General features: G+C 59.0%; 23 protein-coding genes. 7 read left to right on the plus strand and 16 right to left on the minus strand.

The window, feature by feature from the left end:
* The first annotated feature begins 199 nt into the window (after nucleotides 1-199).
* The gene (locus ACQZ48_RS05435; protein WP_137409866.1) at nucleotides 200-523 is read left to right on the plus strand and encodes a hypothetical protein; all 324 of its coding nucleotides are present in this window, start codon (nucleotides 200-202) and stop codon (nucleotides 521-523) included.
* On the opposite strand, the gene ACQZ48_RS05440 is transcribed toward ACQZ48_RS05435, so the two are convergent.
* Nucleotides 524-1,774, minus strand: coding sequence for a class I SAM-dependent RNA methyltransferase (locus ACQZ48_RS05440; protein WP_448728649.1), 1,251 nt, complete (start codon nucleotides 1,772-1,774; stop codon nucleotides 524-526).
* On the minus strand, nucleotides 1,771-2,523 hold the full coding sequence (locus tag ACQZ48_RS05445) for a TlyA family RNA methyltransferase (protein ID WP_448728650.1): 753 nt from the start codon (nucleotides 2,521-2,523) through the stop codon (nucleotides 1,771-1,773). The genes ACQZ48_RS05440 and ACQZ48_RS05445 overlap by 4 nt, the downstream gene beginning before the upstream one ends.
* Nucleotides 2,524-2,791: 268 nt before the next feature.
* On the opposite strand from ACQZ48_RS05445, the gene ACQZ48_RS05450 reads away from it, so the two are divergent.
* The gene (locus tag ACQZ48_RS05450) at nucleotides 2,792-4,813 is read left to right on the plus strand and encodes a methyl-accepting chemotaxis protein (protein ID WP_077982837.1); all 2,022 of its coding nucleotides are present in this window, start codon (nucleotides 2,792-2,794) and stop codon (nucleotides 4,811-4,813) included.
* Between the two features lie 66 nt (nucleotides 4,814-4,879).
* Here the strand turns inward: ACQZ48_RS05450 and ACQZ48_RS05455 are convergent, their stop codons facing one another.
* The 3 genes from ACQZ48_RS05455 to ACQZ48_RS05465 all read right to left on the minus strand — a co-directional run bounded on the left by ACQZ48_RS05455 (nucleotide 4,880) and on the right by ACQZ48_RS05465 (nucleotide 8,061).
* Nucleotides 4,880-5,626, minus strand: coding sequence for a polysaccharide lyase (locus ACQZ48_RS05455; protein ID WP_173988272.1), 747 nt, complete (start codon nucleotides 5,624-5,626; stop codon nucleotides 4,880-4,882).
* A gap of 96 nt (nucleotides 5,627-5,722) precedes the next feature.
* Complete coding sequence (locus ACQZ48_RS05460) at nucleotides 5,723-6,838, minus strand: helix-turn-helix transcriptional regulator (RefSeq protein ID WP_448728651.1); 1,116 nt, start codon at nucleotides 6,836-6,838, stop codon at nucleotides 5,723-5,725.
* A gap of 110 nt (nucleotides 6,839-6,948) precedes the next feature.
* The gene (locus tag ACQZ48_RS05465) at nucleotides 6,949-8,061 is read right to left on the minus strand and encodes a hypothetical protein (protein ID WP_374638537.1); all 1,113 of its coding nucleotides are present in this window, start codon (nucleotides 8,059-8,061) and stop codon (nucleotides 6,949-6,951) included.
* Between the two features lie 135 nt (nucleotides 8,062-8,196).
* Between ACQZ48_RS05465 and ACQZ48_RS05470 the strand changes: the two genes are divergently transcribed.
* The 3 genes from ACQZ48_RS05470 to ACQZ48_RS05480 all read left to right on the plus strand — a co-directional run bounded on the left by ACQZ48_RS05470 (nucleotide 8,197) and on the right by ACQZ48_RS05480 (nucleotide 9,399).
* Entirely contained in the window at nucleotides 8,197-8,658 is a 462-nt protein-coding gene (locus ACQZ48_RS05470; RefSeq protein ID WP_191217013.1) for a DUF995 domain-containing protein, read from the plus strand.
* Between the two features lie 139 nt (nucleotides 8,659-8,797).
* Nucleotides 8,798-9,253, plus strand: coding sequence for a DUF995 domain-containing protein (locus ACQZ48_RS05475; protein WP_077982832.1), 456 nt, complete (start codon nucleotides 8,798-8,800; stop codon nucleotides 9,251-9,253).
* A 17-nt stretch (nucleotides 9,254-9,270) separates the two neighbouring features.
* Entirely contained in the window at nucleotides 9,271-9,399 is a 129-nt protein-coding gene (locus tag ACQZ48_RS05480; RefSeq protein WP_276327073.1) for a hypothetical protein, read from the plus strand.
* A 189-nt stretch (nucleotides 9,400-9,588) separates the two neighbouring features.
* Here the strand turns inward: ACQZ48_RS05480 and dxs are convergent, their stop codons facing one another.
* The 7 genes from dxs to ACQZ48_RS05515 form a co-directional block, all read right to left on the minus strand.
* Nucleotides 9,589-11,508, minus strand: a complete 1,920-nt coding sequence (dxs, locus tag ACQZ48_RS05485) for a 1-deoxy-D-xylulose-5-phosphate synthase (protein WP_077982831.1) — start codon at nucleotides 11,506-11,508, stop codon at nucleotides 9,589-9,591.
* Nucleotides 11,509-11,607: 99 nt separating this feature from the next.
* Nucleotides 11,608-12,531, minus strand: coding sequence for a pirin family protein (locus ACQZ48_RS05490; RefSeq protein ID WP_077982830.1), 924 nt, complete (start codon nucleotides 12,529-12,531; stop codon nucleotides 11,608-11,610).
* 312 nt (nucleotides 12,532-12,843) lie between these two features.
* A complete protein-coding gene (locus tag ACQZ48_RS05495) occupies nucleotides 12,844-13,098 on the minus strand; it encodes an exodeoxyribonuclease VII small subunit (protein ID WP_003503059.1) in 255 nt (84 codons plus the stop codon).
* A 2-nt stretch (nucleotides 13,099-13,100) separates the two neighbouring features.
* Nucleotides 13,101-14,036 carry a histone deacetylase family protein gene (locus ACQZ48_RS05500; RefSeq protein WP_191217009.1) on the minus strand — a complete coding sequence of 312 codons (936 nt, stop codon included), beginning with the start codon at nucleotides 14,034-14,036 and terminating at the stop codon, nucleotides 13,101-13,103.
* Between the two features lie 25 nt (nucleotides 14,037-14,061).
* The gene (locus ACQZ48_RS05505) at nucleotides 14,062-14,625 is read right to left on the minus strand and encodes a biotin transporter BioY (protein WP_080856029.1); all 564 of its coding nucleotides are present in this window, start codon (nucleotides 14,623-14,625) and stop codon (nucleotides 14,062-14,064) included.
* Between the two features lie 31 nt (nucleotides 14,626-14,656).
* Nucleotides 14,657-15,262 carry an energy-coupling factor transporter transmembrane component T family protein gene (locus ACQZ48_RS05510; RefSeq protein WP_191217008.1) on the minus strand — a complete coding sequence of 202 codons (606 nt, stop codon included), beginning with the start codon at nucleotides 15,260-15,262 and terminating at the stop codon, nucleotides 14,657-14,659.
* Nucleotides 15,259-15,939 (minus strand): ABC transporter ATP-binding protein, encoded by a 681-nt coding sequence (locus tag ACQZ48_RS05515; RefSeq protein WP_191217007.1) that lies wholly within the window; start codon nucleotides 15,937-15,939, stop codon nucleotides 15,259-15,261. Before ACQZ48_RS05515 ends, ACQZ48_RS05510 begins: the two co-directional genes overlap by 4 nt.
* Before the next feature lie 112 nt (nucleotides 15,940-16,051).
* On the opposite strand from ACQZ48_RS05515, the gene ACQZ48_RS05520 reads away from it, so the two are divergent.
* Nucleotides 16,052-17,248 carry a winged helix-turn-helix domain-containing protein gene (locus ACQZ48_RS05520; protein ID WP_191217006.1) on the plus strand — a complete coding sequence of 399 codons (1,197 nt, stop codon included), beginning with the start codon at nucleotides 16,052-16,054 and terminating at the stop codon, nucleotides 17,246-17,248.
* Nucleotides 17,249-17,523: 275 nt separating this feature from the next.
* On the opposite strand, the gene ribB is transcribed toward ACQZ48_RS05520, so the two are convergent.
* Entirely contained in the window at nucleotides 17,524-18,624 is a 1,101-nt protein-coding gene (gene ribB / locus ACQZ48_RS05525; RefSeq protein ID WP_077982825.1) for a 3,4-dihydroxy-2-butanone-4-phosphate synthase, read from the minus strand.
* 11 nt (nucleotides 18,625-18,635) lie between these two features.
* Nucleotides 18,636-19,733, minus strand: coding sequence for a chorismate synthase (gene aroC / locus ACQZ48_RS05530; RefSeq protein WP_191217005.1), 1,098 nt, complete (start codon nucleotides 19,731-19,733; stop codon nucleotides 18,636-18,638).
* Nucleotides 19,734-20,169: 436 nt separating this feature from the next.
* Between aroC and ACQZ48_RS05535 the strand changes: the two genes are divergently transcribed.
* On the plus strand, nucleotides 20,170-20,430 hold the full coding sequence (locus ACQZ48_RS05535) for a DUF1344 domain-containing protein (protein ID WP_191217003.1): 261 nt from the start codon (nucleotides 20,170-20,172) through the stop codon (nucleotides 20,428-20,430).
* A 217-nt stretch (nucleotides 20,431-20,647) separates the two neighbouring features.
* On the opposite strand, the gene ACQZ48_RS05540 is transcribed toward ACQZ48_RS05535, so the two are convergent.
* Entirely contained in the window at nucleotides 20,648-21,241 is a 594-nt protein-coding gene (locus ACQZ48_RS05540) for a histidine phosphatase family protein (protein WP_191217002.1), read from the minus strand.
* Between the two features lie 30 nt (nucleotides 21,242-21,271).
* Nucleotides 21,272-22,090 (minus strand): enoyl-ACP reductase FabI, encoded by an 819-nt coding sequence (gene fabI / locus ACQZ48_RS05545; protein WP_077982821.1) that lies wholly within the window; start codon nucleotides 22,088-22,090, stop codon nucleotides 21,272-21,274.
* Nucleotides 22,091-22,114: the final 24 nt, after the last annotated feature.

The raw sequence follows: 22,114 nt of genomic DNA on the forward strand, positions 1-22,114 counted from the left end.
GGGCGAGGGTAGAGATGTGCGGAGAGCTTACCCCCTCATCCGACCCTTCGGGCCACCTTCTCCCCGGCGGGGAGAAGAAGCCGGCGGCATCGTCGGAAGTTTGAAGCCACTGTGCTTGCGAAGGTGGATTATGTATGGTCGATCAAATCGGTCCGACCAAGACCGGATCGTACAAGCTCTACGCCCGAAAGCCACCCGCATGCGTCACGTCGTTTTCGCCCTGTCCGTCTTCCTCTGCGCCGCCACTGTCACCGAAGCGGCGGCGATAACGCGCCCTCCGGCGGCTTCCGCCGGCAATGTCATTCTGGCGCAATCCGTCATTACCGAAGACGATGGCTCGGATTATTATTCCGGCCGCAACCGCGACCGCCAGCGCCGCGCCCGTTTCGTCTGCGTCATCACCCCGCCGGAGAGCGCCAATCGCCGCCGGCCCTATATCTGCCCTATCGAGCGCGGCCGTGTTGGCGGCGCCTGCCGGTGCTCGGGGGTCGTCGGCAACGGCACGGTCGATACGGCCTGGTGATTATTTCTCCAGCGTCGCCACCGCTTCCACATGCGGCGACCACAGGAACTGGTCGACCGGCGTGACACGGGTGATGCGATAGCCGCCTTCCGTGAGGATGGTAAGATCACGCGCAAGTGTCAGCGGGTTGCAGCTTACCGCAACGATCTTCTTCACCGTGCTGCGGGCCAGTTCCTTGCACTGGAATTCCGCACCGGCGCGCGGCGGATCGAACACGACGGCATCGTAATTCTTCAGTTCGCTTGTCATCAGCGGCCGGCGGAAAAGGTCGCGTTTCTCGACGCTCACCGGTTTCAGGCCCTGTGTGTTGCGGGCGGCGAAATCCAGCGCCTTCAATGGCTTGTCTTCCGCTTCCACCGCATGCACCTTGCCGATGCGTGCAAGCCTCAGCGCGAAAGTGCCGGAACCGCAGAAAAGATCGGCAATACGTTTGGACTTGCCAACATGGGCCAGCACCAGCTCGGCCATGGCGTCTTCCGCCTGCTTCGTCGCCTGCGTGAAACTACCGGCTGGCGGGGAAACCGCAACGCCACCGAATTCGATGATCGGCTTTTGCGGTTCGATCAGAATTTCACCTGAGAGCGAAACACGGGCAATGCCGCGCATGGAAAGCACCGTTTCCGTGAGTGTGCGCCGCTGCTTGTCGCTGACCGACTTGATGCCTTCGACCGAAATATCGAGGCCCGAGAGCGTTTCGAGAACGGTGATGCGGAACGGTTCGGCATTCGCCACCATGGAAAGGCCGATGGCGCGAATGGCATCCAGCCGCGAAACGATGCCGGGCGATGTGACCGGACACTCCTCGATGGCGACGATGTGATGGCTGTTCGCCTGGCTGAAACCGAGCAGCAGGCCCTTTTCCGTCTTGCGGGCGGCAAACACCGCGCGGCGGCGCTCGCCGGGACGACAGATGACGAGATCGTCGACATCAGGAGTCAGGCCCTTCGATTTCAGTGCCGAAACCACCAGCTCCCGCTTGTAGGCGTGGTAAGGCTGATCGGAAAGATGCTGCAGCGAACAGCCGCCGCAGGTGCCGTTCTTGCCATCGGGACCGAAGTGGCGGCAGGCCGGTTCACGGCGCTCCGCCGAGGCTGCCGTTATCGACATGACGGTGCCGTGATCCTTCACCTTGGCGATGGCCACCGTTTCTCCAGGCAGTGCGAAGGGCACATAGACCGGGCCGTCGGGACAGTGCGCGATGCCGTCGCCCTGCGCGCCGAGGCTCTTGATGGTGACGGTCTGTGTGCTCATGGCTTTTCGCCTCCGAGAAGAAATTCGATATTGCCGTCGCCGCCGGAAATCGGCGAAGGAATGAGGCCGAGGCTTTTCCAGCCCATGTCCTCCGTCAGCCAGCGCTCCAGCTCGGCGGCCACGGCAGGCGCCGTTTCCGGCTCTTTCAGAAGCCCGGCCTTGCTGATGGCATCACGCCCCGCCTCGAATTGCGGTTTCACCAGCAGAACCGCGAGAGCACCATGCTCAGCAAGTTCGAGCGCCGGAGCAAGCGCGAGCTTCAGCGAAATGAAGGACACGTCGGAGACAATGAAGCCGATGGGCCGGTCATCGATATCTTCCGCCGTCAGGAAGCGGGCATTCAGCCCCTCCAGATTGGTGACACGCGGATCGTTCTCGATCCTTGCATGCATCTGTCCGTGGCCGACATCGATGGCGATGACGTGTCCGGCGCCACGTTCCAGCAGCACCTCGGTGAAACCGCCCGTCGAAGCGCCGACGTCGAGACAGTCATGGCCCGAAGGATCGAGCCGGAAATGATCGAGCGCGGCCACGAGTTTCAGCGCCGCGCGGGAAACATAGGCCTGTGCCGGGTCGCTGATGGCGATTTCGGCATCGCCGGCGACCGTCTGGCTCGGTTTGGTGACGATTTTGCCGTTGACGCTGACGGTGCCGCGCGCAACCGCGTCGCGCGCACGCGAGCGGCTGGCAAAGTGGCCGAGCGACACAAGAAGCTGGTCAAGCCGTTCATTTTCAGATGTTTTGGACATGGTCCCGTGTCAATGACCGCCAAACCCCGCCGATGCAAGCGATTTATCGCGAAAAGGGACCGGCGATGCCCGTCGCCGTCCATGGATGTTGCACCGCAAAGTCCGAATGTTCGATTAATCCAATATAAAGGCTTGTATTGCACTTTGTGCCCACGGCCCGTGCGGCCGCCGGAACCTGCCATGACGGCGTCTCCTCCCATTCACAAAATTGCGGCCGTTGCAGCGCAGACGCTTGCTTCGAGGCATCGGGTCGCCGAGAGAGTTTGCGATGTCGCTGAAAAACCTCCCCATTAACCTGAAGCTTATTGCCACCTTCTGTGCCTTGATGAGCGTGTGCCTGCTCGCTTCTGCGGTCGTATTCTGGCAGACGCTGGGGAGCGAGCGAATCGCGATTGAGAACAATCGCACCAACAACATCATGCACGCCGTGGATGGTGCCACGGCCGCCATGCTGGAGCAGGCCGTTAACCAGCGCGGCTTTCTGTTGTTTCGCAGCGATAGCACCTATAGTGATGTTTTCGCTCAGCGCGACATCATGCTGAAGAAGCTGAATGAGGCGCGCACTTTGGCCGCCGGTGAGCCCGAAATTCTGAAATCCATTGACGATATGGAAAAATCGGCGACCGTCTTCTTCAAGGAACTGGCGGAACCGCAGATTGCCGCGCGCAAGACGACCGAAGCGCCGATTTCCGACATCATCGAGATCGGCCGCAATCAGGCCAAGGGCCAGCTCGACGGCTTCCGCGCCTCCGCCGCCAAGATCAAGGAGCAGCTGAACGGTCTGTCCGCCGCTTACGCCGCAGAACAGCAGGCAGCCGCGCTCCACCTCAAATATGCGCTTCTGGGCGGCGGCGCGGTTGCCGGTCTTCTGGCCGTCGCCCTCATCTGGGCGCTGTCGCGCTCCATCGTTACGCCGATTGTCGGCATGACGGCGGCCATGAGCCGGCTTGCCGATGGCGATCTGACGACGGAAGTACCCGCCACGGATCGGGGAGACGAAGTGGGCAAGATGGCGAAGGCGGTTCTTGTCTTCAAGGAAGCTGGTCTCGAAAAGTCCCGCCTTGCCGGCGAGACCGATCGCATGCGCTCCGCGACAGAGGCTGAACGCCGCCGCAACGAGGAAGAAAAGGCCAAGGACGAAGCCGCCAGCGCTTTTGCCAGCGCCGAGCTTGGCAAGGGCCTTGCCGCTCTCGCAGATGGCGATCTTTCCTATCGCATCGAGACGCCTTTTGCGCCCGCCATCGATCCCGTTCGCGTGAATTTCAACAGCGCCGTCGAAAAACTCCAGCAGGCGCTGCGCACCGTCGGTGAGAATGCAGCCGCGATCAATGCCGGTGCCGCGGAAATGCTCTCCGCCGCCGACGATCTTTCGCGCCGCACCGAACAACAGGCGGCATCCATCGAGGAAACCGCCGCAGCGCTCGAAGAAGTCACCACCACGGTGCGCGACAGCGCCCGCGGCGCAGAAGATGCCGGCAATCTGGTTCAGCGCGCCCGCGCCGGTGCGGAGAAATCCGGTGTCGTGGTCCGCAAGGCGGTTGCCGCCATGCGCGAAATCGAGAAATCCTCGGGTGAAATCGGTAACATCATCGGCGTCATCGACGATATCGCTTTCCAGACCAACCTGCTGGCCTTGAACGCTGGCGTCGAAGCCGCCCGCGCCGGTGACGCTGGCAAGGGTTTCGCCGTGGTTGCGCAGGAAGTCCGCGAACTTGCGCAGCGTTCTGCCAACGCCGCCAAGGAAATCAAGACACTTATTAGCGCCTCCAGCCAGCAGGTGGAAAACGGCGTCAATCTGGTCGATGAAACCGGCAAGGCTCTGGAACTCATCGTGGCGGAAGTCGAAGAGATCAACGCCCATGTCAGCGCCATCGTCGTCGCTTCCCGCGAACAGGCAACCGGCCTGCAGGAGATCAACACGGCTGTGAACACGATGGATCAGGGCACGCAGCAGAACGCCGCCATGGTGGAACAGCAGACCGCCGCTAGCCATTCGCTGGCGCGCGAGGCGGAAGCGCTGAACGGCCTGCTCGGCCAGTTCAGGATGGGCGGCGCGCGCGCTGCCGTTGCCAGTGCCGGAGGATATTCCGCGCCGCGCCAGTCCTCCGCCAAGCCCGCCTTTCAGCCCGCGCCCGCCGCACCGGTCCGCAAGGCTCCGGTCAAGCCGGCTTCCGCAACCGCACGGCCGGTAGCATCGCCAGCCCGAGCACTTGGCCAGAGCCTCGCCCGCGCCTTCGGCGGTGCGGCCGAAGCGCCGGCCGCCAAGGATCAGGACTGGACGGAGTTCTGAGACGGGTTTTGAGCTATCAAGAGAAACAGACTGTGGGGCGCTTCTGCGCCCCATCTTATGCAAGCCCTATTTTCTCTCCACTTCAGCCCTCGCCACGCCACGATTGATATTACGGTACCATGCTACAAGTGTCGGATACGGCTTTTTCGCGCGACTCACAAAGCTCCGATAGACGCCGTACTTGAAGTAAACTGGCTGATCCCGATCTACATTCGCGCCAGTAAGATTTACCTTTTGCCGTCCATCCACCCACACTTTTATAAAGCCGTCGTTTTTCCTTGACCATTTGGCGTGAACGACGACATCCGTCCATTTGCCTTTCATGGCCGCAGCCGATTTTAACCTGATGTTCTTGAAGGCCCCGATGGGTTTCATAGGGTTGCCCTGCCTTCGGGACGGATCGCCGAGTTCAAACTCATAAGTCTGGTCGTCGAGTTGAAACAACACCGGAGGTTTGCCGTCGCCCTTCTGATGAAATTGCCCCAGCTTTGTGGTGAGCCGCCCAGTTGATGGCCAGTCCGATGGTAGGAACACTGAAAAGCTGTACCAGAACTCCGATCCAACCCTGGATGCGGGCAGTTGTTCTGATTTTTCGACACGCTCCCGGTCGGCTCGGCAATCGCCAGTCGATTGTGGGCAATCGCCGAAACGCAGTTCGAAGCGTTCCGCAACCGATCCATCCGGTGCCCGCGATCGAGAATGTGCGTAAGATTTACCGGCCGTTTGAAGATCAAAACTGCTGAACCCTCCAGCACGGATGTTGTACGAGGGTAGGAGGATCGAAAAGGCCAGAAAAAAGATGAAATGCTTCATCGGCGTCTCCGTGAAGTAGGGTTTTCCAGATTGCAAGCATATCGCATAGACAGGGCTCGGTGCGCGCGTCCCAGCTGGGAGGGGTGGTGACAACTGTCAGCCGAAAATCCGCAGCAGCGCTTTCAAATCCGACTGGCTTCCAACGCCGGTCTTTCTGAATATGGATTTCAGTTTCTGGCGACTGTTTTCGTAACTGATCCGATTGGCCGACGCCGCGTCAGCAAGCATTAGTCCCGCCGCCAAGGCCCTGCACAGGCCAAGCTCCGATGGCGTCAGACCATAAGTCTGGACGAGAATATCACCATCCAGCCTCTCATTTTGCGATGTGAGCCTGCGCATCTGCACAAGGAATTGATCGCGTTCCCTCACCAGTAAAATTCCCGGAGCCTGTGGCAACTGGTTTACGGTGATAAGCCATCGGTCGTTTTCCGTTTGCATCACCAACTTGGTGGCGAAATCACGGGGTCTGTTTCTGAGGCGTTTCGTGAGAGAGGCTGTCACGGACGGTGTGGTGAAGGAAATCGCATTTTGCCTGCATCCCACGGGAAAATCACGGGCGAAGGCTTCTGTCGCAACGTGGTTTGCCTCCTTCAGCTTCAGCCGCTCGTCAACGACGAAAGCGATGATGTTTCCGAGACTGATAAGCGCAGACTTCGCGGCGATCCTGCCCGAGGTGTCCCGCAGATAGGACGCGATTTCCAGTGCGTTTTTCAGCGCAAGGCGCGTGTTTTGCATCACCGCTTCCAGCTGCTGATCATAGGACGAGGACAGGCTGGCCGAGAAGTGGACCGACAGGTAACTGACCTCATCATCCGCCACTTGCAGACGAAGACCCACCGAGGCGTCAACATCTCCAACAGGCCGCATCCAGTCATTATAGAACTCGCTGCCAAAGTATTGGCTTGTCGGATCATCGCGCTCCGAGACAGCGATGGCGCCGTTCCTGCCATATTGCCAAAAGCCACGCCATGGATTGACGTGGCAGTAGTGGCTAAGGAAACTATGCAAGTGTTTCTCTTCCAGGCCGATGGCAACCGCTAAGCTTAAATCGGGACGCATGAAGCTTTGATTGACTATAGCGGCAAATGATCCTGGAAAAGCTTCCGTAAAATTTAAGCAGACATCGCTCCACGAACCAGATCCGAGAGTTGCTTCACGAATGGAAGAGGAGATTTCATCGGAAATATCGCGTGTATTTATTGAGAGCATCATCATTGTCCTCGAAATCGACGGAACGGCAATATGTATGACTCTACGCGGTTGCGATCGACCGCATCGTCGCAATCTTCAATCCCGCCAAGCTCCCAAGCCCCCAAGCGGCGTCAGCTCAATACGCGCAGCAATGATTTCAAATCCGATTGGGAAGAAATCCCGGTCTTTCTGAATATGGATTTCAGTTTCTGACGACTATTTTCATAACTGATCCGATTGGCCGCCGCCGCATCGGCAAGCAGCAGCCCTGCCGCCAATGCTCTGCAGAGGCTGAGTTCCGAGCGTGTCAGACCATAGGTTTGGACAAGAATATCGCCATCCAGCGTCTCATTTTGCGATGTCAGCTTTCGCATCTGCACAAGGAACTGATCACGCCCTCTTGCCAATAGAAATCCCGAAAGCTGGGGCAACTGGTTGACGACGATCAACCATCGGTCGTTTTCCGCTTGCATCACAAACTTCGTGGCGAAATCACGGGGTCTGTTTCTGAGGCATCTCGTGAGAGAGGCTGTCACGGACGGTGTGGCAAAGGAAATCGCGTTGTGCCGGCATCCAACAGGAAAATCGCGAACAAATGCATCGGTCGCAGCCTGATTTGCTTCCCTCAGCTTCAACCGGTCGTCAACGACAAAAGCGACGACGTTTCCGAGACTGACAAGCGCCGATTTTGCGGCGATCCCGCTTGAGGTATCCCGGATATAGGTTGCTATTTCCAGTGCGTTAGTCAGCGAGCGGCGCGTATTTTGCATCACCGCTTCCAATTGCCAATCATAGGTTGACGACAGGCTGGCGGAGAAGTGAACCGGCAGGTAAATAACCTCGTCGTCTGCCACTTGAAGACGGAGTCCTACCGCGGCGTCAAAGTCTCCGACAGCTTTCATCCACTCATTGTAGAACCTGCTTCCATGGTACTGCCTTGCGGGATCGTCTCTTTCTGCGACAATTATAGACCCGTTTCTCGCGCCCTGCCAAAACGCACGCCAGGGATTGATGTTGCTATAATGGCTGAGAAAGGAATTCAGGTGGCTTTCTTCCAGTTCAGAGCAAACGGCGTGGTTTAAGTCGGGATTTCTGAAACTTTGACTTATGAGTGCTGAATAAGAGCCGGGAAAAGCTTTCGTGAAATTTGTACACACATTCTTCCACGAGCTCGCTCCTACAGCCGCCGCTTGAATGGAAGAGGATATTTCATCGGAAATTTCCAATAATCTATTTGAGTTCATATCTGCGTTCCTCGAAATCGGCAGAATGACGCTATGATATAAACCTAGATATCTCAAAAAACGCTCCCGATTGGGAGTATCGGCTTTGATTTTTTCACTGCTAGACTTCCTCATCGCAATCTGGAGGAAGTCAAAATGGTTATACCGAGATCGATTATAATTTTTACTGTAATTGGTTGTTTCTCCGCAACGGCCTTGGCCGACCGGCTTCCGAAGGATGCGATGAAGCTGACTCAGGCGGAGGCGCAGGCTCTCTATGCCGGGAAATCCAGTGAGTGGAGCCGCAGCAACGCTTACTTCTCTCCGGATGGCAGCTATTTCATCGTCGGTAAAAGCGGGAATTTTGCCGGCCAGGGAAAATGGTCGGCGCGCGACAACGAGGTATGTGCCGAATTTCAGGGAAAGAGCCTCAAGGAAGGAAAAATCCACACCGGCAAAGATTGCTGGACCTGGTACAGGCAGGGAAAAAAATACTGGGCGCTCTGGAGCGGAGAAAAGGACAAAGTCGGCGGCTATTACGACGGCGAGCTGAAAAAGTTGTCGAATGGCGACAAGGTCACCAAGCGTTACCAGGAGATCATGGCAAAATCGAATTGAAGCGCAGTCTATGCAGGCGGAACGATGCTGGAGAGCAAAAGATAAAGAGTCATCCGCAAACGGATAGCGTGCGCCAATGAGTGGGAATCCGCTTTTCAAAAATTTATATTTAAAAATAGATAGTTAGGTGGAGAATAAAATGAAAATACATCCTTTTGTTTTTGTTATTGCGACCTTTCTCTTCGGGGGCATGGCCACTGCGGACAATCTTCCTCAGCAGGCGGTCAAACTGACGTCGCAGGAGGTTGTGGCGATCTATTCTGGTAAAACGATCGAATGGCGCCGAAGTCGTGCTGTCTTCTCGCCCGATGGCACGTTTCTGCTCGTGGGGAAAAACGACGAATTCGTCGCCAGCGGAACATGGTCTGTCCGCGAAAATGAACTTTGCGCAAGTTACGAGCTGATGGACCTCAAAGGCAGTTCAACCAAAAAAGGCAAGGATTGCTGGGCGTGGTACAGAGAGGGTAAAAAATACTGGACACTCTGGAACGGCGACGAAGACAAGGGCGGCGGTTATTACGATGACGAGCTAGAAAAACTGTCGAAAGGCGATCAGGTCACGGCAATATATCAAGAGCTTATGAAGTCGAACTAAATCGGGAGAACCTGCAAATGCGAATGTTTTTTACGGTCCTGATTTCCGTCCTGGCGAGTTCCACGGCTACCTATGCGGAAACGCTTTCCGCCGACAAGATCAAGAGCGACGTCATCGGCAAAATCATGTGCGTCGACACGAAATAAGGAAGAGCCTGCGCGCGTCACAATGCCGACGGAACCTCGCAGATCATCTCCGGCCCGCATCCAGCGAAGGTTTTTGCGGGAATCCGTTGTGCCGGGCGTTCGTAAGACCATGGCTTCCGATTTTCCGGTGATGGAGTATGCGGGTGATGGCAGTCACGCCGAATGCTCCGTCATTTCCTTCGACCGGGCTTAACCGGCAAATCCCACGCCGGCCTGACGCTGGCCAAGCGCATTGAACACGGTGGAAACGATGCCGGCCCGGTCGAGGCCGGCATTGGCATACATGGTCTCGGGCTTTGCCTGTTCCACCCACTGGTCGGGCAGGGTCAGTGTGCGAACCTTCGGGCCGTGGTCGAGCAACCCGGCGCTGGCCATGAAATGCAGCACATGCGCGCCGAAACCGCCGACGGAGCCTTCCTCAATAGTCACCAGCACCTCGTGATGGCTGGCAAGCTGGCGGATGAGATCGAGATCGAGCGGCTTGGCGAAGCGCGCATCGGCAACCGTGGTCGAAAGTCCGGCAGCATCCAAGTCTTCGGCAGCCGCCAGGCATTCCGCAAGGCGTGTGCCGAAGGAGAGCAGCGCAACCTTGGTGCCTTCCTTGATGATGCGGCCCTTGCCGATCTGCAAAATCTCGCCGCGTACAGGCATTTCGACGCCCACACCTTCGCCGCGCGGATACCGGAAGGAAATCGGGCCTTCATCGTAAGCTGCCGCCGTGCGGACCATATGTTTCAGCTCCGCTTCGTCCGATGCAGCCATCACCACCATGCCGGGCAGGGTGGCAAGGAACGTCGTGTCGAAGGAGCCGGCATGGGTCGGGCCGTCGGCGCCGACGAAACCGGCGCGGTCGATGGGGAAACGCACGGGCAGGCTCTGGATCGCCACATCATGCACCAGCTGGTCGTAACCGCGTTGCAGGAAGGTGGAATAAAGCGCACAGAACGGCTTGTAACCATCGGCTGCAAGCCCGGCCGCAAAGGTGACGGCGTGCTGTTCGGCAATGCCGACATCGAAGGTGCGGGCCGGGAAAAGCTCGGCCATCTTGTCGAGACCGGTACCATTCGGCATGGCGGCCGTCACACCGATGATCTTGTCGTCGAGCGTCGCTTCCTGGATCAGGGCTTCGGCAAAGACGCTGGTATAGCTCGGCGCATTCGGCTTGGCTTTCGCCTGCGCGCCGGTAATGACGTCGAACTTGTTGACGCCGTGATATTTGTCCGCGGCAGCCTCCGCCGGCGCGTAACCCTTGCCCTTCTGCGTCACCACATGGATGAGGACGGGGCCTTTCTGATTGTCGCGCACATTGCGCAGCACCGGCAAAAGGTGATCGAAGGAGTGACCGTCGATCGGGCCGATGTGATAAAAGCCAAGCTCCTCGAACAGCGTGCCGCCGGTTACGTAACCGCGCGCATGGGTCACGGCGCGGGTAATGGCGCGGTCGATGGTCTTGCCGAGATAGGCCGTCAGTTTCTTGCCGAAATCGCGAAAACCCATATAGGTGCGGCCGGAGGCCAGCCGCGCCAGATAGGCGCTCATGGCGCCGGTCGGCGGCGCAATAGACATATCGTTGTCGTTAAGAATGACGATCAGCCGCGCATCGAGCGCACCGGCATTGTTGAGTGCCTCAAACGCCATGCCCGCCGACATCGAGCCGTCGCCGATGACGGCGATCACCTTGCGGTCGCTGCCTTCGAGACCTGCCGCCACCGCCATGCCGAGACCGGCGGAAATGGAGGTGGAGGAATGGCCGGCGCCGAAATCGTCATAGTCGCTTTCCGCACGGCGGGTGAAGCCGGAAAGCCCGTTTTCCTGGCGCAGCGTGCGGATGCGGTCACGACGGCCGGTCAGGATCTTGTGCGGATAACATTGGTGGCCGACATCGAAGATCAGTCGGTCTTCCGGCGTGTTGAAGACCTTGTGAATGGCAATCGTCAGTTCCACCACGCCGAGGCCGGCCCCCAGATGGCCACCGGTTTTCGACACGGCGTCAATCATCTCGTCGCGCAGTTCCCGCGCCAGTTCCGGCAGGTCGCGATCATCGATCTCCTTGAGATCGGAGGGGAAATTCACCCGGTCGAGCAATGGTGTCTGTGGCATTCCGGTCAATCGTTCGGCCTTTTCTTGTCGTCAGCAGGGCGCGCCAGAGCGGCTTTCTTGGTGAAAGCCAACGGTTCGGCCTTGCATGTCGTACACTTCTATAGAATTTCAACCTTCCGGCAAAGGGACAAACTCTTCTTCGTCGCCGGGAACAATATCGAAGCGTCCGGTTCTCCACTCCTGTTTGGCCTGTTCTATGCGTTCTTTTGATGACGAAACGAAGTTCCACCAGATGTAACGGCGCTCATTCAGCGCCGCCCCGCCAAAGATCATGATGTGACAGCCATTGCTGCCGGCCTGAAGAGTGATGTCGTCGCCCGGCCGGAAAACGAGGAGCTGGTCGGCGGCGAAGATATCACCGGCCACATCCAGCGAGCCGGAGAGAATATAGATCGCCCGTTCTTCATGGTCGGCGGAAAAGGGAAACTTTACACCCGGTTCCAGAGTCAGGTCGACATAAAGCGTATCGGTAAAGGCCGAAACAGGGGAGGTGAGCCCCTCGAATTCACCGATCACCACCCGGCCCGACGCACCTTTGATATCGATCAGCGGCATGTCTTCTTTCGCCGTGTGAGCAAATGCCGGGGCGATTTCTTCCATGTTGTCTGGCAGGGCAAGCCAAGTTTGCAGTCCGGACATGGACAGCGGATGGCCGCGCAGGTTTTCCGGCGTGCGTTCCGAATGCACGATGCCGCGCCCGGCGGTCATCAGGTTGATGTCGCCGGGGCGGATGACAAGCTCGGTGCCGAGACTGTCGCGATGCTTGATTTCGCCGTCGAACAGATAGGTGACGGTGGAAAGGCCGATATGCGGATGCGGCTTCACATCAAGCGCCTCACCGGCCTTCAGGATCGCCGGGCCCATGCGGTCAAAAAAGATGAACGGGCCGACAAGCCGCCGCTGCCGGGTCGGCAGCGCACGCCGCACCGCAAAGCCGCCAATATCGCTGGTGCGGGGAATGATGAGGTTCTCGATGGCGTCGCAGGCAAAAGCATCACCCGCGACGGGATCGTTACCGGGAAAGAAGGACATGGCTTGCTCCTCGTATCGTCTGGCGGGAGTTTAGCATAACCGAAGGTCTGGGGAGCATAGCGATATAGAACGCAGTGTTAACTGACCCGAGGGAACACGAGATTGTGAGATGCTTAATTCACGCGATCATCGCTGACAAAGATTTGCAAACCTCTCCTCCGTCATCCTCGGCCCTGTGCCGAGGATCTAACCACGTCGAATAAAATCAATCGGTTGCAGATAACAGGGACAAGCCCCAGGATGACGTCGAGTGTGCAGATCGGGGACGTGGCCGCGTGTGGGGCCACATCAAAACGCTCCCGCTAAACGCAGTCACTCCCCGTCCAGCGGCTCCACACCCTGCGGCTTGCCCGCCCGGTCAAGACGGATTTTCTCGATGCGCTTTTCGGCGGCATTCAGCAGCGTCTCGCAATGTTTCTTCAGGGCTTCGCCGCGCTCGTAGATGGCGATGGATTCGTCCAGCGCCACGTCGCCGCGTTCCAGACGTGCGACAATGCTTTCCAGCTCGGCGACGGCTTTTTCGAAAGAATAACCGCTGACATCGGCTGTGTTGGCATTTTCCGTCATGTTCAACCCTTCATCATTCTCAAAATATGCATGGCTGCCGATTCCGCCAGCCCTTCCAGATCATAACCGCCTTCAAGCAGGCTGACGACCCGGTTCGAGGCGTATTTGTCGGCCATTTCCAGAAGTCGGCCCGTCGCCCAGTCGAAATCTTCGCCCACCAGATTGATCTGCGCCAGCGGATCGCGGTGATGCGCGTCGAAACCGGCGGAGATGAGGATGAGATCAGGCGAAAAATCGGCAATGGCTGGCAGCACGCGGGATTTGAACGCCTCGCGAAAATGCTCGCTGCCGGTGTTGGGCGAAAGCGGCGCATTGACGATATTGTTCTTCACGCCGGTTTCGTTTTTATCACCGCTCCACGGGTAAAGCGGCATCTGGTGGGTGGAGCAGAACAGCACTGACGTGTCGTTCCAGAAGATGTCCTGGGTGCCGTTGCCGTGGTGCACGTCCCAGTCGATGATGGCCACGCGCTCCGCGCCGTGCGCCTTCTGCGCGTGGCGGGCGGCAATCGCCACATTGTTGAAAAGACAGAAACCCATGGCCTTGGCTGTCTCTGCATGGTGGCCGGGCGGACGGGCAGCGACGAAGACATTGTCGGCCGAGCCGGTAAACACGTCATCCACGGCCGCCATGGCAGCGCCAATGCCGGTCAGCGCCGCCTGCAGGCTTTTTGGCGAGAGATAGGTGTCGGACTCGATCCGGTTGATCTCGCCATCCTCTTCGGGCACCTGCCGCATGACGGCAAGCAGATGCTCTTCCGGATGCGCCAGCAGCACCGCATCCTCATTGGCCTGCGGCGCTTCCTTCCGTTCCAGCCGCTCGAAATTCGGATGTTCAAGCGCGATGTTCAGCGACCGCAGCCGGTCCGGCCGCTCGGGGTGACCTTCGGGCGTGATATGTTCAAGGAAGATCGGATGTTCGTAAAGACGTGTCGCCATTCTTGTCCTCCCTGCGAGTACTCAATCAGGCGCGCTGCGGCAGAAGCGGATAACCCGCCATCACGGCGCGGCCGGCCAGGGCTGCGAGCACGGCCTTCAGCGCATCGCCCGGAATGAAGGCGAGCGAGCCCATGAAGGCCTTTTCGAAACCAAGCCCGACGACCAGCGCCAGATAGGTGATGCCGAAAGCATAAAGCACGACCACACCGCCGATCAGGCTGGCGACGAAGAAACCGATGCCCTGTGTGAGAGCGGACTGGCCGCGATTGACGAGTTTTTCCGAGAGCGTGCCGGTAACGAAGGCAGCTGCGATCCAGCCGATCAGGAAGCCCGTCGTCGGCGTGGTGAAGATCGAAAGGCCGCCGCGTCCGCCCGACAGGACAGGAAGACCGATGGCAGCGATGAGAATTGTCAGGAGAACCGCAAGCGTACCGCGCTTCGCGCCCAGCACGACACCCGCCAGCATGACGCCAAGCGACTGCGCGGTGATGGGCACCGGAATGAAACCGAGCGTGATCGGCGGCAAAAGCCCGAGTGCGATGATGATGGCGGAAAACAGCGAAATCAGCACGAGGTCGCGGGTTGTCATGGCTCGGAAACTCCGGATGGTTATCTGGCCGTCAGCTTTGGCCTCTGAAACCGCGCGCGTCAATGGCGTCGGCAATGGCGTCCGCATCCTTCAACGTCATAATCACCAGCGGCACGATGATGGTGGCCATTCGCACGGGCAGGCCGCGCGCCAGGTGCGCATCACGCACCGCATGGTAACGATTGACGATCTCAGGCACGAACCGCACCACCAGCCCGACGGCAAGCCCGATATCGGCGGCCTTCACCAGCCCCAGTCTTTCAAGCGGCGCAGCGGCAAGGGTGATCTCGTCCATGAACTGCGAGATGCTGACGGTGATGGTGACGGCGGTGGCAAGCAGCGCCAGCGCCGTCAGCCGCAAAAGATTGACGCTCGCATCATGTGTGGGAAGCAGGAGAAAACTGAAGGCGGCGACAAGGAAGATGGTCAGCATCACCGGCCGCAGCCGCAAAGCGACCTCGCGGAAGGGCAGCCGCGTAGCGCCCAGAATAAGGGCGGCCAGAACCGTCGCGCCTGCGAGAACCAGCAGATCGCGGGTGAGGAACAATGCGATGCTGAAACCCATGAGCGTCAGGAGCTTGAGGCGTGGCGAGACGCGGTAGAGCCAGCCGGTGCCTTCCACATGCAGCGATTTCATCGCGATGCCACCTCCAGATAGCGCGCCACCGCTTCTTCGGGGGCGGCGTCGGCAACCAGTGCGCCTTCATGGAAAACCAGCACCCGGTCGAAACCCGCAACCAGCGGCAGATCGTGGGTGATGACAACAAGCGCCTGCGACAGCGCCGCCATGGTCATTTCCACGATAGCCCGGTTCTTGAGATCAAGCTGGTTGGTCGGCTCATCGAGAATGAGGATTTGCGGTTCGGTGACCAGCAGCGCGGCCAGCGCCGCCAGCTGCAATTCGCCACCGGAAAGCTCATGCGCGCGCCGTTCTTCGAGATGAGAAATGCCGAGCCGGGCAAGAACGGCCTTCACCCGGTTTTCGATCTCGGCTCTGCCAAGCCCGAGCTGCTTCAGCCCGAAGGCGACGTCGTCGCGCACGATCGGCAGGATGATCTGGTTCTGCGGATTCTGGAAGATGAAGCCGACCGTCTGCAAGACCGCCCTGGCGTCCGTCACGGTATCGAGACCGTTCACCGAAACCTTGCCTTCGCTCGGCTTGTTCAGCCCGTTGATCAGTCGGGCGAAGGTGGTCTTGCCGGAACCATTAAGGCCGATCACGCCGATGCGCCGTTCCGTCAATGTCACAGACAGTGACCGCAGGGCCTGCCGCCCCTCGAAAGCGACGCCGGCGGCGTTAAAACGGATTTCCAAGCTTACATCCTCGCGCTCGTTTCCGGTTCTATACCCCGTCATCAACAGAAGTGAAACAAGGAACAAAAAAAGAACATTGCAATCCTGAAAAAGCCGTTCTACCTTCGCCACCATGGTGATCAAGGTTTCGAACGAAGCGGCAAGACGAATTTTTCTGGCGCGGCAGGGGCTTTCCTCGCCGCCCGGCAAGGCGCTTTCCAAGAGCGACCTGTTGCAGCTCATCACCGATATCGGTTTTGTGCAGGTGGACAGCATCGGCACGGTGGAGCGCGCCCACCACCAGATTATTTTCTCCCGCAACCAGACCTACCGGCGCGACCATCTGACGACGCTTTTGGAGAAGGACCGGACGCTTTTCGAACACTGGACGCATGATGCCTCCATCCTGCCGACGGAATTTTATCCCTATTGGAAACATCGCTTTCGCCGCCGCGAGCCGATCATTCAGGAGCGCTGGCGCAAATGGCATGGCGAGGGTTTCGATGCCGCCTTCGGCGAGACGCTTCAGCGCATTGCCGCAACCGGTCCGGTTCTGGCGCGGGAGTTGAAGGAGGAGGGGCACCAGTCTGGCGGCTGGTGGAACTGGCATCCCTCCAAGACCGCGCTTGAATATCTCTGGCACACCGGCAAGCTTGCCATATCCGGCCGCGTGAATTTTCAGAAGGTCTATGATCTGGCCGAACGGGTCATTCCCGGTGAGCATCACGAGACCGAGGTGGAGCACGCCGAATTCGTTGACTGGGCCTGCCGCGAGGCGCTGAAGCGGCTGGGTTTCGCCACCCATGGCGAAATCGCCGCCTTTTTCGATCTCGTCACCCCGCAGGAGGCGAGGGACTGGGTCAAGAGCAACCGCGACGAGCTATGCGAGGTGTCGCTTCTCGCCCGCGATGGGGAAACCGTCCGCCCGTCTTTTGCCTTCGCCGATTTCACAGCTGACCTGACGGATGTGCCGGAACCGTCTTCCCGCGTCCGGGTCTTGAGCCCCTTCGATCCGCTGCTGCGCGACCGCAATCGCACGGAGAGGCTGTTCGGTTTCTATTACCGCATCGAGGTCTTCGTGCCGGAGCCAAAACGGCAATATGGCTATTATGTCTTCCCGCTTCTGGAGGGCGACCGTGTGATTGGACGCATCGATATGAAGGCGGATCGCAAGCGCAGCACGCTGGATGTGCGCCGCCTGTGGCTCGAGCCCGGCGTGCGCGCCTCCGCCGGTCGGCTGGAGAAGCTGGATGCGGAACTGGTGAGGCTGGCGCGGTTTACGGGGGTGGAGAGCGTGAATTATCTGGAGGGCTGGCGGGCGGAGAAATGAAGTCGGTCGATTGAGAATATTGTCAGACCAGTGCGTTTTCAAACGCAACGTATTCTCGCGCTTTTGGCAATATTGTAGCAAGGCGTTGCGGCATATTTCTTCTCCCCGCCGGGGAGAAGGTGGCCCGAAGGGTCGGATGAGGGGGCAACGCTAGCGATATGCGGAGAGCTCGCCCCCTCATCCCGCTGCCGCGGACTTCTCCCCGGCGGGGAGAAGAAACAAACGGAACACGCTCGCCTCACAATTGCGCTGTGAAGCTAGACTGAATCTTAAAATCAGCAGATATCCGTCGCCGAAATCTGGATGCCGAACCCTTCCAGCCCGACATAATGCCGCTCGCGCGTCGTCAGCAGCTTGATGGAGCTGATGCCGAGGTCTTTGAGAATCTGTGCGCCGAGGCCGATTTCCAGCCATTCGTTTTCGCGAGAACGGGCCTGTGCATGCGCTTCATCCGGGTCGCGCGCCTTGCGGCGTCCAGCTACCTGGCCGACGCCAACGGAGCCTTCGCGCAGATAAACGATGACTCCGCGGCCTTCTTCGGCAATCTTCTGCATATAGTGCCGCACCGGCTGCCTGTCACCGAAGACATCATCAGCGACATTTTCCGGGTGCAGGCGCACGGGGATGTCGACGCCATCGCGGATATCGCCAAAAATCACCGCCATATGCTGCATCGGGTCCCAGGGCAGCGAATAGGTCTGCGCTTTCGCCGGCCCGAAGGGCGTCTCGATGGTGAAGGAGGATTCCATCTCCACCAGCGTTTCCTTGCGCTGGCGATAGGCGATGAGATCGGCGACCGATACGTGTTTCATGCCGTGTTTTTCGGCAAAATCCAGAACCTGCGGGCCGCGCATCACGCTGCCATCGTCATTCACCAGCTCGCTGATGACGCCGATGGGCGGCAGGCCGGCGAGCCGGCAGAGATCGACGGCCGCTTCGGTATGGCCGGAACGCATCAGCACGCCGCCTTCGCGGGAAATCAGCGGGAAGATATGGCCCGGCCGGGTAAAATCGGAAGCGCCCACATTGGGATTGGCAAGATTGCGCACCGTCAGCGTGCGATCATCCGCTGAAATGCCGGTCGTGGTGCCGTGCTTGAAATCGACGCTGACGGTGAAGGCGGTCGTGTGGGCGCTGTCGTTTTCCGCCACCATGGCGTTGAGGTTCAGCCGCTTGGCCTCCTCGCGCGGCATGGGTGCGCAGACGATGCCGGAGGTGTGGCGCACGATCAGCGCCATTTTTTCCGGCGTGCAGTGAACCGCCGAAATGATCAGGTCGCCTTCGTTCTCACGGTCGTCATCATCGGTCACGACGACGATTTCGCCGGCTTCGAAAGCGCGGATGGCGTCGACAACGCGTTTCTGGTCATAGGCCATGGCGGTTCCCTCTATTTCAAGCGGCCGGTCTGGCCGCGGTCTCGCAGATAATGGTCGGCAACGGTGCAGGCGATCATCGCTTCACCGATCGGAACGGCGCGGATGCCGACGCAGGGGTCGTGGCGGCCCTTGGTGCGCACATCGACATTGTTGCCATCGGTATCGATGGACAGGCGCTCCGTCAGAATGGAGGAGGTGGGCTTGATGGCGAAGCGGGCGATGACAGGCTCGCCGGTCGCAATGCCGCCCAGAATGCCGCCGGCATGGTTGGACAGGAAGATCGGCTTGCCGTCATTGCCCATGCGCATCTCGTCGGCATTTTCCTCGCCGGAAAGCTCGGCCGAGGCAAAACCTTCGCCGATCTCCACGCCCTTGACGGCGTTGATCGACATCAGGCTGGAGGCGATATCCTGATCGAGCTTGGCATAGATCGGCGCGCCGATGCCGGCCGGAACGCCTTCCGCCACCACCTCGATCACAGCCCCGATGGAAGAGCCAGCCTTGCGGATGCCATCGAGATATTCTTCCCAGACGGGCACCATCTCGACATCGGGGCAGAAGAATGGGTTCTGGTCGACCTGATCCCAATCCCAATTGTCGCGGTTGATCTTGTGCTTGCCGATCTGCACCAGCGCGCCGCGCACATTCAGGCTGGGCACCACCTTGCGGGCGATTGCGCCGGCGGCGACACGCGCCGCCGTTTCGCGTGCGGAGGAGCGACCGCCGCCACGATAGTCGCGAATGCCGTATTTCAGGTCATAGGTGAAATCCGCATGGCCGGGGCGGAAACGTTTGGCGATCTCGCCGTAATCCTTGGAGCGCTGGTCGGTATTTTCGATCAGCATGGAGATCGGCGTGCCTGTCGTCGTCATCGTCTCGCCGTCCTCATCCAGCATCACGCCGGAAAGAACTTTCACGATGTCGTCCTCGCGGCGCTGGGTCACGAAACGGCTTTGGCCCGGTTTGCGTTTGTCCATCCAGTGCTGCAGCTCGGCAAGGGTAAAGCGGATGCCGGGCGGGCAACCATCCACCACACAGCCGAGCGACGGCCCGTGGCTTTCTCCCCAGGTGGTAACGCGAAAAAGGTGACCGAAACTGTTATGCGACATCGTTCTCAAGACCGGAAACAGGGCGCCTGTGGACGGCGCCGTTTAAAACAAGCGGATTTGTCTTAGTGGAAAATCCGGGCAAGGCAAAAGCCTTTCTTTCATCGCAAACGGGATATGGAGGTGACGTACCGTTCACGACTGGTGAAATGACGAAAAACGATACTCCCCGGGATGGGCGGCGCAAAGCGATTCGACGGTTTCAACGGATTTCCGAGATGACGAAATTGTAAAGGGACGGAGGTTTTCCACCTTAAACCGGAGTTTTCCAATATTGCCGGAAAATGCGGTGTAAAAACCACTAACGGCTTGAACAGGATTTGAAATCCGTTCATCAATTGGGCTGAAAATGTCATGGTTGCGGGCAATTTCCGCCACATTCGAAAGGCAATTCTTCATGCATGTAAGGTTTTCACGCAAATCCACGAAAGCTAGATCGATGCGTATGATGATTGCCGCCCTTCTGGCCAGCGCCAACCTCCTGATGCCCATTAACGGCTACGCCCAGAGCGTCGATGTGGAAGGCACGATCAGCAAGATCGATGCCAATGGGCTGAGCATTACCTTGAACGACGGCAAGACCTACCGCGTGCCGGAGGAGTTCAATTTCGAAGGTTTGAAAGCGGGCGTGAAGGTCGTGGTTTTCTACACGGAAGTGGATGGAAAACGCGTGGTCGACGACCTTCAGGTCGTTGAGTAAGCTCCAGGCCTTATGCCAGACCTTCGTTGCGAGACGAGCGGGTGTCGCGTGTTTCTTCTCCCCGCCGGGGGAAGTCCGCGGCAGCGGGATGAGGGGGCACGGCTAGAGGGATTCGGCGACGTCGCCCCCTCATCCGACCCTTCGGGCCACCTTCTCCCCGGCGGGGAGAAGAAACGAGCCGCGATGTCCTGCCAGTCTTAGCAAACCTTGACAGCCCTCAAGAAATCCACTCCGCACTATTCCTGTCGATCTGAACCTTCAAGATCTTGTCCTGCGGGATCTGCGTCCTCGACGCCTCGTCCTTGTCCATGCCAGAAACCAGCCGGAAGATCGAGCGGATCACACCGCCGTGGCAGACGCAGACGGTTTGCCTTTCAACCGAAGAAAGCCATGCGCCGATGCGCCAGGAGAGGATTTCATAGCTTTCGGCGTCCTGGCCGGGCGGAATGAAATCCCATTTATTGGCCTTGCGCGCCTTCACCCGGTCCGGAAACTCTTTCTTCAGCTCCGGCAGGGTCTGTCCCTCCCAGTCGCCGAAAGAGACTTCGATCAGACGATCGTCGGTGCGGTAGGCAAGAGGGTCGAGGCCCATCGCGCCGCGCATCAGTTCCATGGTCTCGCGCGTGCGCCCGAGCGGGCTCGCCACATAGTCGAAATCCGTGGCCTGTTCTCCCAGCAGCTGCGCGAGGAGCTTGCCGTTTCCGACCGCCTGCTGGCGGCCGAAATCGTTGAGCGGAATGTCTTTCTGGCCCTGAAGCCGGCGTATCGCATTCCAGTCCGTTTGTCCGTGCCGGATCACATAGACGAGCAAGGCGATACCCCGTTCTTACACTTTTCAGGCTTAGTCCTTCACCACCGAGATGTCAGGCGCATCCACGGCCTTCATGCCGATGGTGTGGTAACCGGAATCGACATGGTGGATTTCGCCGGTCACGCCGGTCGAAAGGTCGGACAGCAGGTACAGCGCCGACTTGCCGACTTCCTCGATGGAAACGGTGCGCTTCAGCGGCGCATTGTATTCGTTCCACTTCAGAATATAGCGGAAGTCGCCGATGCCGGAAGCTGCAAGCGTCTTGATCGGGCCGGCGGAAACGGCGTTGACACGGATGCCGCGATTGCCGAGGTCGACGGCGAGATAACGCACGCTGGCCTCGAGAGCAGCCTTGGCCACACCCATGACGTTGTAATTCGGCATGACCTTTTCGGCGCCGTAATAGGTCAGCGTGATGATCGAGCCGCCGTCATTCATGACCGGCTCGGCGCGCTTGGCAATGGCGGCCAGCGAGAACACGGAAATATCCATGGTGCGGTTGAAGTTGTCGCGGCTGGTGTCGAGGTAACGGCCGGTCAGTTCGTCCTTGTCGGAGAACGCAATAGCGTGCACGACGAAGTCGATCTTGCCCCAATGCTTTTCCAGCGAGGCAAAAACGGCGTCGATCGTCTCGAGATCGGTCACATCGCAATGACCGGCCATGAAGGCGCCGAGTTCCTGCGCCAGCGGCTCTACACGCTTCTTCAGCGCATCGCCCTGCCAGGTCAACGCAACTTCCGCGCCCGCGTCGGCACAGGCCTTGGCGATGCCCCAAGCGATGGAACGATTATTGGCGACACCCATGATGAGGCCGCGTTTGCCAGCCATGAGGCCGGATGCCTGAGCCATTTTATGCTCCCTAGTACTTATGAT

Source organism: Agrobacterium sp. 22-209-1, from assembly GCF_053522485.1.

What these genes read in the sequence shown, in the direction of transcription:
- ACQZ48_RS05435 (WP_137409866.1), top strand. Translation starts at nt 200, where the DNA reads ATGCGTCACGTCGTTTTCGCCCTGTCCGTCTTCCTCTGCGCCGCCACT.
- ACQZ48_RS05440 (WP_448728649.1), bottom strand. Translation starts at nt 1,774, where the DNA reads ATGAGCACACAGACCGTCACCATCAAGAGCCTCGGCGCGCAGGGCGAC.
- ACQZ48_RS05445 (WP_448728650.1), bottom strand. Translation starts at nt 2,523, where the DNA reads ATGTCCAAAACATCTGAAAATGAACGGCTTGACCAGCTTCTTGTGTCG.
- ACQZ48_RS05450 (WP_077982837.1), top strand. Translation starts at nt 2,792, where the DNA reads ATGTCGCTGAAAAACCTCCCCATTAACCTGAAGCTTATTGCCACCTTC.
- ACQZ48_RS05455 (WP_173988272.1), bottom strand. Translation starts at nt 5,626, where the DNA reads ATGAAGCATTTCATCTTTTTTCTGGCCTTTTCGATCCTCCTACCCTCG.
- ACQZ48_RS05460 (WP_448728651.1), bottom strand. Translation starts at nt 6,838, where the DNA reads ATGATGCTCTCAATAAATACACGCGATATTTCCGATGAAATCTCCTCT.
- ACQZ48_RS05465 (WP_374638537.1), bottom strand. Translation starts at nt 8,061, where the DNA reads ATGAACTCAAATAGATTATTGGAAATTTCCGATGAAATATCCTCTTCC.
- ACQZ48_RS05470 (WP_191217013.1), top strand. Translation starts at nt 8,197, where the DNA reads ATGGTTATACCGAGATCGATTATAATTTTTACTGTAATTGGTTGTTTC.
- ACQZ48_RS05475 (WP_077982832.1), top strand. Translation starts at nt 8,798, where the DNA reads ATGAAAATACATCCTTTTGTTTTTGTTATTGCGACCTTTCTCTTCGGG.
- ACQZ48_RS05480 (WP_276327073.1), top strand. Translation starts at nt 9,271, where the DNA reads ATGCGAATGTTTTTTACGGTCCTGATTTCCGTCCTGGCGAGTTCCACG.
- ACQZ48_RS05490 (WP_077982830.1), bottom strand. Translation starts at nt 12,531, where the DNA reads ATGTCCTTCTTTCCCGGTAACGATCCCGTCGCGGGTGATGCTTTTGCC.
- ACQZ48_RS05495 (WP_003503059.1), bottom strand. Translation starts at nt 13,098, where the DNA reads ATGACGGAAAATGCCAACACAGCCGATGTCAGCGGTTATTCTTTCGAA.
- ACQZ48_RS05500 (WP_191217009.1), bottom strand. Translation starts at nt 14,036, where the DNA reads ATGGCGACACGTCTTTACGAACATCCGATCTTCCTTGAACATATCACG.
- ACQZ48_RS05505 (WP_080856029.1), bottom strand. Translation starts at nt 14,625, where the DNA reads ATGACAACCCGCGACCTCGTGCTGATTTCGCTGTTTTCCGCCATCATC.
- ACQZ48_RS05510 (WP_191217008.1), bottom strand. Translation starts at nt 15,262, where the DNA reads ATGAAATCGCTGCATGTGGAAGGCACCGGCTGGCTCTACCGCGTCTCG.
- ACQZ48_RS05520 (WP_191217006.1), top strand. Translation starts at nt 16,052, where the DNA reads ATGGTGATCAAGGTTTCGAACGAAGCGGCAAGACGAATTTTTCTGGCG.
- ribB (WP_077982825.1), bottom strand. Translation starts at nt 18,624, where the DNA reads ATGGCCTATGACCAGAAACGCGTTGTCGACGCCATCCGCGCTTTCGAA.
- aroC (WP_191217005.1), bottom strand. Translation starts at nt 19,733, where the DNA reads ATGTCGCATAACAGTTTCGGTCACCTTTTTCGCGTTACCACCTGGGGA.
- ACQZ48_RS05535 (WP_191217003.1), top strand. Translation starts at nt 20,170, where the DNA reads ATGCGTATGATGATTGCCGCCCTTCTGGCCAGCGCCAACCTCCTGATG.
- fabI (WP_077982821.1), bottom strand. Translation starts at nt 22,090, where the DNA reads ATGGCTCAGGCATCCGGCCTCATGGCTGGCAAACGCGGCCTCATCATG.